This window comes from Paenibacillus glycanilyticus (assembly GCF_030161375.1).
GTDB classification, from domain to species: domain Bacteria; phylum Bacillota; class Bacilli; order Paenibacillales; family Paenibacillaceae; genus Pristimantibacillus; species Pristimantibacillus glycanilyticus_B.
In genome coordinates this window covers 20,675-37,007 of the sequence record NZ_BSSQ01000024.1, presented here as the reverse complement: position 1 = coordinate 37,007, position 16,333 = coordinate 20,675, and the positions used below count along the sequence as shown (strand labels likewise).

The window sequence follows — 16,333 nt, the reverse complement described above, 5'->3', positions numbered from 1 at the left end:
TATGAACGTGATGAAGAAGGCGAGAAATCATTGGTTCAATGTGCTCAATTTATTGTTCCTGACGCTCAGCGCGTTGATCTGTCTTATTCCTTTTATCCACATTGTCTCCTTGTCGCTTAGCGACAAGGCTGCCGTATTAGGCGGACTCGTGAAGCTGTGGCCGGTTCATTTTACTTGGGAGCCGTATAGTTACGTATTGGAGAGAACGGCATTCTGGCGGTCGTTTGGCGTGACGCTGGAGCGCGTGCTGATTGGAGCAACCTTAAACGTTGTCCTTGTCATATTTCTAGCCTATCCGTTATCCAAACCTAGCCATAAGCTGAGATTCCGATTTGTGTATGTCTGGATTCTATTCTTCACCATGTTGTTTAATGGAGGATTAATCCCCAACTATATTTTGGTGAAAGAGCTGCATATGCTGGATACGATTTGGGCTCTCGTCCTGCCAGGCGCCGTGACCGTGTTCAACGTGATCTTATTGCTCAATTTCTACCGGGAGGTTCCTCATGAACTGGAGGATGCCGCTTATATGGATGGGGCAGGCCATTTGCGTACGTTATGGCAAATCTACGTACCGATGTCGATGCCCGCAATTGCAACGATCATGCTGTTCTGTATTGTTGGACATTGGAACGCTTGGTTCGACGGCATGATTTATATGAAGGGAAATCATTACCCGCTGCAAACGTATCTGCAGTCGATTGTCATCAAATTTGACTTTAATACGATGAATGCAAGCGAGGCTCAGCGGCTGGCCAAGTTAAACGACCGCTCGGTGAAAGCGGCCCAAATGATTGTAGCCGCTATTCCAATCCTGCTTGTCTACCCGTATTTGCAGAAATATTTTGTGGCAGGAATTCGTTTAGGCAGCGTGAAGGGCTAATAGAATAGGTAATAAGCGCCGTCCCGTCCGTGCATGGGGCGGCTTTTTGTTTGTGTAGACCTAGAGATTGATGTAGGACAAATGTCCCTCGATAATGCTAATATGGATGTAGCAAATAGGCGAGGGGGCTTACTTTGAGAAATTCCATATATGAGATGGTTGAGACAAGCGACTCCTTGCCATTCGACGTGTCGCTCCATAGCGTGAATTATGTCCCGAGCCATTGGCATAACAGCTTAGAGATGATCTTCGTGCTTCGCGGGAGGTTGGACGTTACCGTTATGAACCGGCAGTATCCACTTTCCGAAGGAGACGTATTGCTCATTAATGATTGCCATGTGCACGAAGTAATCGGCCTAGGTCAGAATATCATCGCGACTTTTCAAATTCCTGCGGCATATTTAAATGAACATATTCGAGGAATCGAACGGTTTCACTTTGACTGCTATTCCGGTTCGGTTGGCAGCGAACAACGGCTAGCGCTTGACCGTATTCGCCAATACATGGCGGAGATGGTTCAGCTCAAGCATAAGAAGAGTGAAGTATACGTACTGGAAATGCAGGTTAAGCTGCTCAGTATTTTTTCCATTCTCATGAAACAGTTTAAGACGCCGGCCGTGAGCGGCGCTATGAACGAGAAATATATGGAGCGGATGCTCCGCATCATCCGGTATATGGAAGAGCATTACAAAGAGCCCATTACGCTGCAAGCCATTGCGGACAGCGAGTTTTTGTCCGTTCCTTATTTATCCAAATTTTTCAGTGAGAATATCGGCTTGAATTTTCAATCCTATTTGACGAATATCCGTCTCAAGAATACGGTTGAAGACTTGCTTCGTTACGACGAGGTGCCGATTGCGGACCTTGCTCTGGAGCATGGATTCCCGAATGCCAAGTCTTTTTATGCCGCCTTTAAGGCGAAGTATCACGTGACTCCAAGCGAGTATCGCAATCAGTATCGTCCGGAGCTCGAAATCGATCAAGAGCGGACTTCCGCGAACTATTTCTCGTTTAACCAATCAAATGCTCTAGGCATCATTAACCAGTATTTGCAGCGAGGACAATCGCTTAAGACTGCCGATGTACGAACGTTGGAGCAGCTGAACGCAAGAATTGATGTTACGGCAATGAGCAAGCCTGTGCGTCATACGTGGAAAAGCCTGATTACAATCGGCAAAGCGAAGGAAGGTCTGCATGCGGATGTGCAGGAGCATTTGCGCATGATGCAACAGACATCGCCGTTTCGCTATTTGCGCTTCCACGGTATATTCGACGATAACATGATGGTCTACCAGGAAGATGAGCACGGGGAACCGTATTATAACTTCAGGCTTATCGATCAGCTATTTGATTTCTTGAGATCGATTGGGCTGAAGCCGTTTGTCGAACTTGGTTTCATGCCTCTTGATATGGCTGCCGATAAAAGCAAAACGATATTTTACCGGTCCAGCTGCGTAAGTCCTCCCAAGTCTATGGACCGCTGGGGGCAATTGGTGGATCGTTTCTTGCGCCATTGCATTAACCGGTATGGGCTTCAAGAGGTTGAGAGCTGGAAATTCGAATTCTGGAACGAGCCAGAGCTGCAAATTTTCCTTCCCGGCACGCTGGAAGATTATATGGAAATGTACCATCAGACCTATCGCGTGCTTAAGGCGATCTCCGGCAATCTGCAAATCGGCGCTCCGGGTAGAGTGATTACGTTTGAATCCAAGGAACTGTTTGATGCGTTTATCGCGTATTGCCGGGAGAAGGGCTGTTTGCCGGATTTCCTTCCTCTTCACTTTTATCCCCATGAGGATATAGACCGGTTGAAGTGGGATAACAGAGATCTGGGAGAATGGTTTAAGCTGCAAACCTACCGTCAGCTAGTCAGCGAGTTTATGGGAATATCTCCGAACCCGGATTATTTGAAGGACATGCTCGCCCGCGAGAGAAAGCTGCTGGAGGAGTACGGATTGAATGATCGGGAGCAATATTTGACGGAATGGAATTCTACCGCTTATCACCGGGAGCTGACGAACGACACGATGTACAAAGCGGCTTATATCGTGAAAAATATTGTGGATAACCTCGACTCGATCGACGGTTTCGGCTATTGGGTACTAAGCGACAATATTGAAGAGACCGCAGCTTCCTCGGCGCTATTCCACGGAGGACTGGGTCTCATCGCGCAATATGGCATTCCGAAAGCAGGCTTTTTTGCCTACGCGTTGCTAGCGAAGCTTGGCGATCGGCTGATTGCTCAAGGCAATGGTTATGTGGTGACGCAAGGACGCTTGGGTTATCAAGTTCTAACCTATAACTATTGCCACTTTGACGAGCTGTACGCGCTTGGCGATACGTCGTTTATTGACGCGTTGAATCGTTATAACGGCTTTAAGGAAGATAAGACCTATAAGGTGGAGCTTGAATTGGCCGGGATCGCAAGCGGCAAGTATCGGGTTGTGACCCATACCTTGAATCGCGAGAACGGCAGCAGTTATGATCTGTGGCTGCAATTAGGTGCGCCGGAATCGTTAACTGCAGACGATATTCAATATTTGCGGACAAAGACGAGCCCCAAAAGACATGTGCAAGAAGTAGAGCTGCTTGAGAACCACATTCCATTAACTTCAATACTAGAGCCCCATTCGGTTGAGCTGATTGAGTTAATCCCGATTCTTTAGATCTACAACCTTTGGGTTAATTTTTAATGTGCCTAACAAGAATGGATGAAGCGCTTTCAAAAATGACGTTAAAAATTGACCCAAAAGGAAGTAAGCAACAGCCTGTCAGGAGACGGGCTTTTTCTTTTATAATCAATATTGTAAGCGGTTGCATTAACCGTTGCTAATTGTAGGTGCAATTCATTAAAGCGTATGCTTTCGCAGCATGAATCACCACAACCGGCTTAACCTTTGCCTTTTGTAGGTGGTAATTCATTTTAGGAGGTAGCCCTATGGCAGAAACAGTAACAGGACAACAAATCACTCCATTTCGAAGATTGGTGCTGGCCTTATTGATTGGCAATGGAGGAATGATGCTTGCGTTGATGGTTCCCGCGGTGATGTTGTTATCGTTCAAAATGATCGAGATCGATCCAGACGGATACACGTCTTCGTATGGTCTGGTAGCCGCTATTGGCGCAGTGTTCGCGCTGATAGGCAACCCCCTTGGAGGAGCGTTCAGCGACCGGACGAACAATTCCTTTGGCCGCAGGCGTACTTGGATCTTAATTGGTCCGCTGGTAGGCAGCGCAGCGGTTCTGTATATTGGCTTCGCAACGGAAATTTGGCAAGTAACCATTGCCTGGGCGATTGCGCAATTGTTCTTCAACTTTGGCATGGCGGCTTATACGGCGTTAATTCCGGATCAGGTGCCGCAAGAAAAGCAAGGAACGATGTCCGGTATTGCCGGGCTGGTCGTGATCATCGGCATGAGTATCGGCATGGTAATGATGATGATCCTCACTTCGATTTCGTCGGAAACGAAGTGGACGATTGTGGCGGTTATCGGCATGGTTGCCCCAATTGTTAGTTTATTTCTTATTAAAGAAGGCAAGATCGAACTTCCGACCGTTGCCAAACAGCAACAAACCATTGGTCAGCGATTAAGCCAGGTTTATCCTAGCCCGCGGAAATTTCCTTCCTTTACATGGGCTATTGTCTCCAAGTTTTTGCTTATGATGGGTTATTCGAGCAGCTTGTATTTGACGGTTATGCTCGTGAATCGGATGGGCTTCACGGAGGCGGAAGCGACCGCAAGCGTAGGCACCATTAACATTATCAGCATGTTGGCGATGGCGGCGACAAGTATATTCGGAGGCGTACTGTCGGATCGGTTCGGCAAACAAAAGCCGTTCCTGTACGGTTCCGCTCTCATTATGATCGTTGGCATTATCGCCTTCGCTTTCATCCCCCAGTACAGCGTATACATTGTAGCTTCAGCTATTATCGGCTTGGGCGGCGGCTGTTTCACCGCCGTGGATATGGCGCTTGTATCGCGTATTCTACCGCGCAAGGAAGATGCGGCGAAAGACTTTGGTTTGATGAACGTAGCCAATGCGCTGCCTCAGTCGATCGTTCCGGCTATTGCTCCGGTATTGCTCGCTATTGGCGGTTGGTCCTTCTTTTATGTATTCTTAGCGCTTTGCGTGGCGGCAGGTGTACTGGCCCTCAAGCCATTGCCTGAAGTCGCCAAGTCGGCTGAACAGAACGAGCAAAAATCCATCACCAATAAACTTATACCGGGAGGTAAACAAGCATGACTAATAATCAAGCAAGTACGGTAACGGAAGTTCAAATTCAATATGTAGCTAACGACAATGGACCATTGCTGGGCTATTCCCAATCATCGGGCGTTCAAATTATCGAAGAAGACGGGCTGAGATTCAAGGATTTGAGCGGAGACGGGAAGCTGGATCCGTATGAGGACTGGCGGTTGTCGCCGGAGGAGCGGGCGAAGGATCTCGCTTCCAAAATGACAATCGAGCAGATTGCAGGCTTAATGCTGTACAGCCAGCATCAATTTGTACCGGCGGCTAGCACCACCTGGTTCCCGGGAACGTACGGAGGCAAGACGTTTGAAGAAAGCGGTGCAAAACCTTGGGATTTGACGGATCAGCAGATCAGCTTCCTCAGCAAGGATCATCTTCGCCATGTCCTGCTCGTTGGCGTTCAAAGTCCCTTTGTAGCAGCCCGTTGGAACAATGTCGTTCAATCGTTCGCGGAAGGCACGGGGCTTGGCATTCCAGCCAATAACAGCTCCGATCCGCGCCACGCTTCGGACGCAAGCTCTGAATTTAATGCCGGAGCAGGCGGTAAAATCTCGATGTGGCCGGAGACGCTTGGTCTTGCGGCAACGTTTGATCCCGCCGTTACCCGGAATTTCGGCGATATTGCCGCGAAGGAATACCGTGCGCTTGGTTTGGCGACGGCGCTGTCGCCGCAGATTGATATTGCGACAGATCCGCGATGGTTACGCTTCAACGGAACGTTTGGAGAAGATTCCAAGCTGGCAACGGACATGGCCAGAGCTTATGTAGACGGGTTCCAAACTTCCGAAGATGACCGTGAAATTGCTAGCGGCTGGGGTTATGAGAGCGTAAATGCCATGGTGAAGCATTGGCCAGGCGGCGGATCGGGCGAAGGCGGCAGGGATGCCCACTTCGGCTGCGGCAAATACGCGGTGTATCCGGGGAATAATTTCGAAGAACATTTGCTTCCTTTTACGGAAGGAGCCTTTAAGCTTGACGGGAAGACGGGGCAGGCATCCGCGGTTATGCCATATTATACGATTTCCAGCAACCAAGATCCGGTCAACGGAGAGAATGTCGGCAATTCGTATAGCTCTTATCTCATAAATGATCTGCTTCGCGAGCAATATGGGTATGATGGCGTGGTCTGCACGGACTGGATGATTACGTCGGACGAAGCAGCTAACAAAGATACGTTTATTGGCGGCAAGCCCTGGGGGGTTGAAGGTTTAACGGTTGCGGAGCGGCATTATAAGCTGCTTATGGCAGGCGTGGATCAATTCGGGGGAAATAACGAGATAGGCCCTGTGCTGGAGGCTTATCAGATGGGAGTGGAGGAGCACGGAGAAGCGAATATGCGAGCGCGCTTTGAGCGCTCGGCTGTACGGCTCTTGAAGAACATGTTCCGCGTTGGCCTCTTCGAGAACCCCTATCTGCAACCGGAAGAGAGCGAGCAGACGGTAGGGAACCCGGCCTTTATGCAAGCGGGTTACGATGCGCAATTGAAGTCGCTCGTGATGCTGAAGAACGAAGGAAGCGTGCTGCCGCTTCCAACGCGCAGCCGCGTCTATGTTCCGAAGCGGTTCAAGGCAGCGGGGAAAAACTGGTTCGGCATGCCAACTCCCGAAAGTCTGGAGTATCCGGTTAACCTGGACATCGTGGCTAAATACTTCGAAGTGGTGGAAGACCCTGCTGACGCCGATGTTGCACTGGTGTTCATCGAAGGTCCCAAGCCGGGCTTTGGATACAGTCAAGAGGATCTCGCAAGCGGAGGCAACGGTTACGTGCCGATTAGCCTTCAATACAAGCCATATACAGCCGAGCATGCTCGCGAAACCAGCATTATTGGCGATCCGCGCGAGGATGATGTGCTGAACCGTTCGTATCAAGGGAAAACGGTGACGACTCAGAACGAATCGGATCTAGACGCCGTTCTGGAGACCAAGAAAATGATGAATGGCAAACCGGTTATCGTCTCGATGCTGCTCTCCAATCCGGCGATCGTTGCGGAATTCGAGAACGAAGCGGCCGCAATCATCGTTAACTTCGGCGTTCAGGATCAAGCCATAATGGAAGTGCTCTCCGGTTCGGTTGAGCCTTCGGGGCTGCTGCCTATGCAGATGCCAGCCAACATGATGACGGTTGAAGAACAGTTTGAAGACGTTCCGCATGATATGGAGTGTTACGTGGATGCGGATAAGCATACGTACGATTTTGGCTTCGGGCTGAATTGGAACGGCGTTATTGACGATGGGCGCACGAAAAAATACCGCAATGTCAAAGTTTAGCGTTTAACACAAGAGCGGTCGCCTCCGGGTGACCGCTCTTGTGAATTTTCCTTGACTTGGAGTAAGCTCCGGGTTGTATAATCCTACAAGAACCATACAGAAGACAAAGAACAGGGGATGGGAGATTCTAATTCATCATGAACATGAACAAGAAATCAAATTTTGTTAAGATGGCGATGCTGCTCGGTTTGTTTTCAACGCTGGGGCCTTTTACGATCGATATGTATTTGCCGGCGTTTCCGGAGATCGTAGAGCAGCTTGATTCGTCGGCCTCGCTCGTTCAATTCAGTCTTACCGCTTGTTTGCTTGGACTTGGCATCGGCCAGCTGGTGATGGGTTCCTTGAGCGATGTCCATGGCAGAAGAACTCCGTTGCTTATATCCATGGCTTTTTACGTTATATCGTCGCTTGCTTGTGCGTTTGCGCCCAATATTGCATTGCTGATCATATTCCGGTTTATTCAAGGCGTTGCGGCTTCGGCGGGTATTGTTATTTCTCGGGCGATTGTACGCGATTTGTTCAGCGGTCATGAACTCACCAAGTTTTTCTCGCTGCTCGTGCTCGTCGGTAATTTGGGGCCGCTTGTGGCGCCCGTAGCCGGAAGCGGGGTATTATCAGTTACTTCGTATATCGGGGTGTTTATTTCATTGGCATTGCTCGGTATCTATTTATGGGCGATGACTAAATGGAGTCTGAAGGAAACTCTTCCGAGCGATCGCCGCAGCCCATCCAATTTCGGGCAACAGCTTCGCAACTATGGATCGCTACTGCAGGATCGTCAATTTGTCGGATATATGCTGGCACAGGGCATTATGATTGCGGGGGTATTCGCTTATGTATCCGGTACGCCGTTTATTTATCAGAATATATACGGCGTCTCGCCGACCGTGTTTGCTCTATTATTCGGATCTAACGGCGTCAGCCTGATCATCGGTTCCCAGATTGTTGGGCGAATGTCGCATCGCATATCCGAGCGTACCTTGCTGTTATTCGGTTTATGTCTGGCCTTACTAGCAAGTGTGACGGTTGTCGTGGTAACTCTTGTTGAAGGTCCTCTCTTTACGCTTGTTATTCCTTTATTTGTTTTTGTAGCCTCTATCGGCATTACCTCCACGGCAGCTTTCCCGCTTGCAATGGAGAGCCAGGCTAATATGGCAGGAAGCGCAGCGGCTCTGCTCGGGGTTATCCCGTTCTTGCTCGGAGCGGTTGTTGCTCCGCTTGTCGGAATCGCAGGCGAAGATACTGCCGTGCCGCTAGGCATCATTATATTAGCAACAAGTTTAGCGGCCATACTCGCATACTTCTTGCTAGTTAGAAGAGGTGGACGCGATACCTCGCGGGATTTGAAAGGCAAGGCTTTTGAACAAGTGCATGAAGCATAAAGACAAGAAAATTCTATGATTCGTTTAGGTGAAACCGGCCGCTTCGTTTGAAGCTGTCGGTTTTTTTGTGTTACTTTATGTGACATAAACAATAGGAGATGGACCTTGGATTGTAGTGAACCACAATTAAAAATCGAAAGAATTGTTAATCCCCACGATGTTGGAACGAATTTCGTGTTATATAATGTTATTAAATCTAACATCGAATTAGGGGGAGGTACTTATGAAAAATTCCGCAATGATTAACCCCGGCAGCAAGTTGATATTATCTGTGTTATACCTGGGATGGATCGTATCGTACATCGATCGAACGGTTGTCAGCTTAGCCCTCTCGAAAATTGGAGACGACATGTCACTGTCGGCGGGTATGCTCGGAATTGTGTTAAGTGCCTTTTTCATGGGGTATGCGTTCATGCAGATTCCCGGAGGCTGGCTGGCGGACAAATATGGCTCGCGTAGAGTAATTATCGTTGCCGTAATATGCTGGTCGATCTTTACGGCCTTCACCGGCTTAGCTTGGTCGCTGGCGTCGTTGCTGCTGGTGCGCTTCTTGTTCGGAGTTGGCGAAGGCGGATATCCGGCTGCCAGTACGAAAGCAATTTCCGATTATTTCCCTGCCGCACAAAGAACGAAAGCTCAAACCACGATGATGTCGTCTAATGCGCTTGGCGCGGTCATGGCTCCTATTATTTGTACTCCGCTTCTGGTTGCTGCCGGTTGGCGCCATACTTTCTTGATTGTCTCCTGTCTTGGCTTAGTAGTTGTTGCTTGTTTCGTCCTGGCAACCCGCCGAGCAAAAACCATCTCATCCGATTTAGACTCAAAACCATCCAAAGGGAACTACAAGGAATTATTAAGCAATTCGCTCGTATGGAAGGTTGTCCTCATTTTCTTCTTCTCTAATATTGCCGGCTGGGGATTGTCCTCCTGGATGCCAACTTACTTGATTAACGAGCTAGGCATTGATTTGAAATCCGCGGGTTACTTAGTAGCCATCCCTGGCATAATCAGCGTTATGGGGATGTTGATCAGCGGTAGAATCATGGACAGAATCGGAACAAAAGTGAAATATGTGGTTGTATGCTGCACTTTTGTGTTTGCCATATTCCTATATCTCGTATCTGTATCTTCTACGATTACGGAAGTTATCGTCTACCAATCCATTGCCACGTTCTGCGCGTCCTTCACTTCGTCCTTTATATTCACGCTTCCGCACCGTTACATGAAAGAGAAAGTCGTGGGTACCGCATTCGGAATGATTAATTTCGGGGGACAAGCGGCAGGCATTCTTTCGCCGATGATTATGGGCTTCCTGATCTCGGCATCCGGCGGTTCCTACACCAGCGCGTTTATGTTCTTGACCGTGTCTTGTGTACTGGCCGCGCTCACAACGCTGACATTGCCTTCTAAGAAACAAATGGCTGCAATTGCATCGTCGAAATTAAACGATGAGGTTTCGAATTCGAATACACCGCCGCTTCACGTGTCCCACTAATCTAAATTCATAGCCAAGGAGTGATTAGGTATGAGCAAACAAGATCTCGTAACCTGGATGGAAACAAACGGAAACGTCTTTGCCGAAATGGCGAAAAACATTTGGGATCACCCCGAAGTGGGATACGAAGAGGTGTACGCTTCAAATCTTCAATCGGAATATTTGATAGGAGAAGGCTTCCGCGTAACTACCGGCGTTGGCGGAGTTGACACAGCTTTCGTTGCGGAGTTTGGAAGCGGGAATCCCGTCATCGGCATACTTGGCGAATTTGATGCTTTGCCAGGGTTATCCCAGAATGTCGCCTTTGAGCAGAGTCCAATCGTGAATGGGGGACCTGGCCATGGGTGCGGCCATAATCTGCTTGGCACAGCTGGTGTTGAAGCCGCTGTTGCTCTCAGCATGAGGATGAAGGAGGAGGGCATTTCCGGCACGATCCGTTATTACGGCTGTCCTGCGGAAGAATTGTTGTCAGGCAAAACCTTCATGGCACGCGACCGTATTTTTCATGACCTTGACGCTGTATTGACCTGGCATCCGGGCACGGGTAATGCGACGGCCAATTTCAGCATGCAGGCATTAACGGCAGTGGAATTCTACTTCCACGGCAGAACCGCCCATGCAGGCGGCGCGCCGCATCTTGGCCGAAGCGCATTGGATGCGGTCGAGCTTATGAACGTTGGCGCCAATTATTTGCGGGAGCATGTGCCGGACGGTTCCCGTATACATTATCAAATTACGAACGGTGGATTAGCTCCCAATATCGTGCCGGATAAAGCAAGCGTCTACTATTTCCTCCGCGGGGCGAATCGCAAGCAAGTGGACGATCTTTATGCCCGGCTAATAAAAGTTGCGCAAGGGGCTGCGATGATGACGGAAACAACGGTGGATTGGGTTATTAAAGCCGGATGTTTTGATACGTTGCCTAACGTTGCGTTAAATGATCTCATGTTTGCCCAAGCGGAACTGGTAGAGACTATATCGTTCACGGAAGAAGAGATAACATTCGCAGAACAATTGCGTGGCAGCGTAGATCCTGCGGTACTCGCTTCATCTGGTCCAATGTTGTCTATTCTTCCTACTGCAATGGGGAATGACAAAAGGCAATATGGCATTACGGTTGGAGGCTCCAGCGACGTTGGCGACGTATCTTGGATCGTGCCGATGGGCCAGATTTTCACGACTTGCGCGCCGTTTGGCGTACAGTTCCACACTTGGCAAGCAACAGCGGCATTTGGTTCGACAATCGGCATGAAAGGCATGCATTATGCAGCTAAGCTAATGGCCTTATCGGCTTACGATTTGCTTGTTAATAAAGATGGCATACTTGAGCAGGCCAAAGCAGAGTTTGATGAAAAAACGGCAGGGTTTGAATTCCGAGCAGGCATTCCAAGCGAAGTGAATGCACCACGCGCGAGTATTCCAAAACCTGTTCTGACGGCGTAAGCGAATAGTAGAAGCAGGCAACTGATGGTGATCAGTTGCCTGCTTCTTTTTATAATCTATTATTGTGCTAAAGCTTCCAAATCCGGCTGCAGTTTGTTGCGGAGGATATAGAGCATGGTTGCGCCTACGAGGAAAGCGACCGCATCCGCGATGACAAGCGACCAGACGACCCCGTGGAAACCGTTCAGATGATTAGCGATAAACAATACGGGGATGAGAGTAATCCCTTGGATGATTGACATAATAAAAGCGGCTGTTCCTTGAGCGGTAGCTTGGAATATTCCCGTAAACAACGTAGTTGTTCCCGAAATAAACAAGGATAAGAACGTTACATGCAAAATGTAGCTGCCCATTTCGATTAATTGCGGATCATTCGTGAAAAAGCCGATCAAGTAGTCCGAAGTTAAATAGACAATCACGCCAAACAATACGGCGAGCGTTATGATCGCTTTAATGGTGAAACTAATCGTTTGTTGCATTCGGGCTTTATTGGCTGTAAAAGCGAAAGCGATAAGCGGCACGACTCCTTCGCATAATCCCATCAGTATACATTCGGGAAATTGCAATAAACGGGACGATAATCCGAAAGCCGCAATAGCCTGATCTCCGTATTCTGCTAGAAAATGATTCAAGATGAGCGACATAGCGCCAAGGAAGATACTCATAATAAAGACGGGCACGCCGATTTTGAACACATTGCTCAATATATCTTTGCTTGCTTTGAACCATTTGACCGACACGGTCAAAAATGGACTTTTATATCCCATATGGAAAATGAAATAGATGCTTGCAATCAAGTTGGAGATCACCGTAGCCGTCGCGACCCCGACAACATCCCAATGGAAAACAAAGATGACAAGCGCATCAAGAATAATATTCACGACAACGCTGATAATCATTCCGATCATCGATGTGATCGCCGCGCCTTCTGAGCGCACAATATTTTCAAGCGTGAAGAACAACACGACAAACGGCGATCCAATGAGCATAACGGTGACATAATCCTTTGTGAATCCGAAAGAGTCCGGCGTTGCTCCGAGGCCGTGTACGATCGGATCGATTAACGGGAGACCGATAGCCATGAGGATAATTCCGAGAGCTAAACTGCTGTACAAGGCGAATGAGGACACCTGCTTAACATCGTCCAGCTTTTTCTCGCCAAGCAGCCGGGAGATGAAGGTGCCGCTGCCGATGCCAATCAAGTTGCCCAGAGCCATAATGGCCGCGAATAACGGCAAGGTTAGCGCGAGCGCGGTCAACATGGACGTATCGCCAAGCGTACCGAGGAAAAAGGCGTTCAAGATCGAATAAATGACGCTCATTGACATGCCTAGCATGACGGGTAATGCGAAGTGGGCTACGGCTTTAGGGACCGGTGCTTTTTCGAAATAATGAAGATTTTCTGTATCCATATGCGGGTCACTTCTTTCTTTATCTGTTTTTGTTTAGTTCTATCTAACAGTGTTAGGTTGTGCCTTACAGTGTTAGATGATATCATCATCTTAAGAACCTGTAAAGCATAATCTTACACTGTTAGATAAAAGGGCGGATTTAGGATGAAAAAACAACAGCCTCAAATTTCGGAGGACAAAATATTAGAATGTTCGTGGGAACTGCTTGGAGAAGACGGCATTGAGAAATTAAGCATGAGACGATTAGCCGACAGGTTAGGCATCCAAGCTCCGTCTCTATACTGGTATTTCAAGAGCAAACAAAGTCTTTATCAGAGGTTGGCCAACCAAGTATCAAGAATCATTGTGGAGGAGTTTCATTCCGAAGGCGATTGGAAAGAGCAGCTTGAGGAGTTTGCCATTATGGTGCGGAAAGTGCTTAGCCGTTATCCATGCTCTGCGCAATTAATGATGCTGACGTTGCCTCTCGAACCTGACATGATCCGTTTCACTAACCGGATGTTGCTCTGCATGGAAGCGACGCCGCTTAAGGAAGGGCAAAGATTGCAAGCGGTTAACACGCTCATCAATTTTGTTCTCTATTTTGTTTTGGACAATGAACAGCATCAACGAATTTATTCCACCATTGTTAACGACCAGGAAGTGTTGCCCGAAGGAGAACTCGACCGATTGCTTCATTCGATGAGCGAGACGGATGCGGGAGAATTCCAAAGAATGTATAAGGACGGTTTGTTTGAATTAATCGGCTCCGACGAGTCTTTTTCGTTTGGTTTGAACCTGATTCTGCTCGGGATTGAGCAAGTCATCCAGGAGCAGGAGCGGAAATAGCAAAGAAATAAAATCTGGTTAAATCTACTAAATTTTGCTATGATTCCGTTAGGAAACGTTACGCTGACAGACGAGGAGTCATAGATAATGGGAAACAACATGAGAAATACGATTTCTACCTGCTTGTTTGGTATCGGGATTATAATCATTGCAATAAGTTTCATAACGGGTATCGTTGTGGCTTCCACTCAGGCGGGAGGCTTTCATCCGATCCTAGCGCTGTACTGGTGGCTTTCGGGCGTTGCGGGAGGTTTTCTCTTTATTGGTTTATCTGAGATCGTGCATCTGCTGCAGAAGCTGGTGGATCAGGCAGGCACGAATGACAAGCAGCCCGGTGAGATGAGATTGCGCCGAGCTATTTCGAAGAGCGGAGAGAATGCCGCCGACACAGACAATGCTGCCCAAGCAGACAATGCCGAAACCAAAATCAAAGATCTAACCATCTTAATCAATGATGTACGGTTCAGAGGTTATTTTATTATTAGTAAATCCGAAGTCAAAGTGATGAAGAAATCGATGTTCCAAACGGATGACGATGCTATGCTAGTAACGGTGATCAACAAGGACAAATTGTCTACGGAGTACGAACGGAATAAAGATTACATTGTTTTCCCTTTCGCCGAAGGAGCCAGCCATCATAAATTAGCATTCAAAACGTACAATGTATTTGATTACGAACGAATCATTCGATTGCTGCAGCAGCGTTAATAAGAAAGGGGGTGTCCCATAAGTCATGAAAATGACGGAGGGGCACCCTCTTTTTTATGTAGGTTAAACAGCAGTCTGCGCATTAAATGTTCTTCCGATCGCCATTGCTCAGGGATTCCTTGAATTAATATTTCAGAGGTAGGAATCCCTTTACAAAAGCGAACGCTTCAAAGCTTTCTGAAAGAAAGCTACTTCGTAAGCATGAGCTTCGCTTCTCCAGAATTATTTAATGCTCCGTCTGCCTTTCACCTGTTCAAAAAACTCTCAAAAAAAGAATCCATCCCTTGTTAGAATCCACACCATTAACAGTTTCGCTCTGAGCGTATGAAAGACGTGCTAGAGACTGCATTTATAGCTGTTCTTCAATCATTTAACAAAAGATGAAGTTGCACGAAAAGGTGCAATCTGGTTCGCTGCCATCGAAGAAGCAGAGAAATAGGAAGATCAGGCGCTGAAAAACTTAGATCTTCCTGAGCTCGAAGAGACTTCCGACATCACTAGCGAAAAGCAGGAGCATGCTGTTCAGCAACTAGAAAACAGGCTCCAAGAAAAGCAGAAGGACAAAAATGGCGCTGCAAGGGTGAATCCTCTGCTGCGCCATTTTATAAAAAACTCTTTAATTGCTAATGCGAGCCGTCTTGGCAGTGAGCGATCACCTACCTTTTGGGACGGCCCCTTCTCATTTCTGTACCGATTTGCGATAGCGAAGCGGGGATACGCCTTCTCTGCGTTTGAAGCAAGCGGAGAAATAAGGCGCATAACGGAATCCTACCTCGTCGGCGATTCGTTCAATCGTCCACTCCGAAGTTAAGAGCAGTTTTTTGGCTTGTTCCAGACGGAACTCGAGCAAATAGTGGCTTGGCGACAAGCCGTATTTTTTCTTCATGCAACGAACGATGTAATTGGGGTGGAAATGAAGCTCTTCGGCCAGGATCTCGCTTGTAATGTCGTCCCGGAAGTTCTGTTGAATGTAAAAGGCTGCTTTCTCCGCAAGGCGGGTTGCCGGCGTGCTTGTCTTGTTCAAGCTTTCGCTCTCGAGCAAAGAGAGAAGTGCCGATAGCAAGTTTTGTTCCTCCCAGAAGGAATCGCCGACTGTTAACCGGAGAAGCTGCCGCATCAGCTTAAAGGCATTGTCCGGATCGGCGAGCGAAAGCTGCTTCGGCAAGCAAATCGCATGGGGATTAGCGAAAGACTTGGCTGTTGCTCCTTGCTTGGCGCTTGTGCTCCAGCTCCTATGTTCAAAATGCACCCAGTAAAATACCGTGTTCTGCTCGCAAGGTTTAACCGAATAATGTTCCCCGTCCGGAAGCAACAGTAAAGAGTCTCCTCGACCAAGCGCCCATTCCTGGCCATTCTCACCGATAAACAGCTCTCCTTCCGCTACAATAATCAAGTCAAATATGCCGAGATTTCTTCGATTGGGATGCCGGTCCCCAACGCGGAATTCGGAGCGGCCAGACTCCCAATAGTAGGGGAGAGGCGGAGTTTGCAATCGTACGAAGTCATTGGTATTCAAAATAAACCCACACGCCTTACTGTGTTATTTTGTATAAGAATAAGTTCAATCCGTTTCTGTTTAGCGAAGTAAATAAAGCATATACTCGTATGTACATAGAGTCAATTTTTATCGTTTATTCGTTAATTATATGAGGAGGCTATC

Annotated in this window: 11 protein-coding genes and 1 pseudogene; 10 read left to right on the top strand and 2 right to left on the bottom strand. The window is 48.0% G+C overall.

Features of this window, described 5'->3' with window-relative positions:
• Nucleotide 1 precedes the first annotated feature (1 nt).
• The 7 genes from QQK89_RS26445 (at nt 2) to QQK89_RS26415 (ending at nt 11,725) form a co-directional block, all read left to right on the top strand.
• Complete coding sequence (locus QQK89_RS26445; RefSeq protein WP_284241762.1) at nt 2–883, top strand: carbohydrate ABC transporter permease; 882 nt, start codon at nt 2–4, stop codon at nt 881–883.
• Between the two features lie 134 nt (nt 884–1,017).
• The gene (locus QQK89_RS26440) at nt 1,018–3,549 is read left to right on the top strand and encodes a GH39 family glycosyl hydrolase (RefSeq protein ID WP_284241761.1); all 2,532 of its coding nucleotides are present in this window, start codon (nt 1,018–1,020) and stop codon (nt 3,547–3,549) included.
• Nucleotides 3,550–3,821: 272 nt separating this feature from the next.
• Complete coding sequence (locus QQK89_RS26435) at nt 3,822–5,129, top strand: MFS transporter (RefSeq protein WP_284241760.1); 1,308 nt, start codon at nt 3,822–3,824, stop codon at nt 5,127–5,129.
• Nucleotides 5,126–7,405, top strand: coding sequence for a glycoside hydrolase family 3 protein (locus QQK89_RS26430; RefSeq protein WP_284241758.1), 2,280 nt, complete (start codon nt 5,126–5,128; stop codon nt 7,403–7,405). Before QQK89_RS26435 ends, QQK89_RS26430 begins: the two co-directional genes overlap by 4 nt.
• A 137-nt stretch (nt 7,406–7,542) precedes the next feature.
• Nucleotides 7,543–8,787 carry a multidrug effflux MFS transporter gene (locus tag QQK89_RS26425; protein ID WP_284241757.1) on the top strand — a complete coding sequence of 415 codons (1,245 nt, stop codon included), beginning with the start codon at nt 7,543–7,545 and terminating at the stop codon, nt 8,785–8,787.
• A 223-nt stretch (nt 8,788–9,010) separates the two neighbouring features.
• The gene (locus QQK89_RS26420; protein WP_284241756.1) at nt 9,011–10,282 is read left to right on the top strand and encodes an MFS transporter; all 1,272 of its coding nucleotides are present in this window, start codon (nt 9,011–9,013) and stop codon (nt 10,280–10,282) included.
• 30 nt (nt 10,283–10,312) lie between these two features.
• Nucleotides 10,313–11,725, top strand: a complete 1,413-nt coding sequence (locus QQK89_RS26415; protein WP_284241755.1) for an amidohydrolase — start codon at nt 10,313–10,315, stop codon at nt 11,723–11,725.
• Between the two features lie 59 nt (nt 11,726–11,784).
• Here QQK89_RS26415 and QQK89_RS26410 read toward each other — a convergent pair whose 3' ends face one another.
• A complete protein-coding gene (locus QQK89_RS26410) occupies nt 11,785–13,137 on the bottom strand; it encodes an MATE family efflux transporter (protein ID WP_284241754.1) in 1,353 nt (450 codons plus the stop codon).
• Between the two features lie 144 nt (nt 13,138–13,281).
• On the opposite strand from QQK89_RS26410, the gene QQK89_RS26405 reads away from it, so the two are divergent.
• The 3 genes and pseudogenes from QQK89_RS26405 to QQK89_RS29775 form a co-directional block, all read left to right on the top strand.
• Nucleotides 13,282–13,965 (top strand): TetR/AcrR family transcriptional regulator, encoded by a 684-nt coding sequence (locus QQK89_RS26405; protein WP_284241753.1) that lies wholly within the window; start codon nt 13,282–13,284, stop codon nt 13,963–13,965.
• Nucleotides 13,966–14,052: 87 nt separating this feature from the next.
• Complete coding sequence (locus QQK89_RS26400; protein ID WP_284241752.1) at nt 14,053–14,673, top strand: hypothetical protein; 621 nt, start codon at nt 14,053–14,055, stop codon at nt 14,671–14,673.
• Between the two features lie 306 nt (nt 14,674–14,979).
• Nucleotides 14,980–15,238: pseudogene (locus QQK89_RS29775) on the top strand (IS1182 family transposase); the annotation flags it as partial.
• 114 nt (nt 15,239–15,352) lie between these two features.
• Here QQK89_RS29775 and QQK89_RS26395 read toward each other — a convergent pair.
• Nucleotides 15,353–16,189 (bottom strand): AraC family transcriptional regulator, encoded by an 837-nt coding sequence (locus tag QQK89_RS26395; protein WP_284241751.1) that lies wholly within the window; start codon nt 16,187–16,189, stop codon nt 15,353–15,355.
• Between the last annotated feature and the right edge of the window lie 144 nt (nt 16,190–16,333).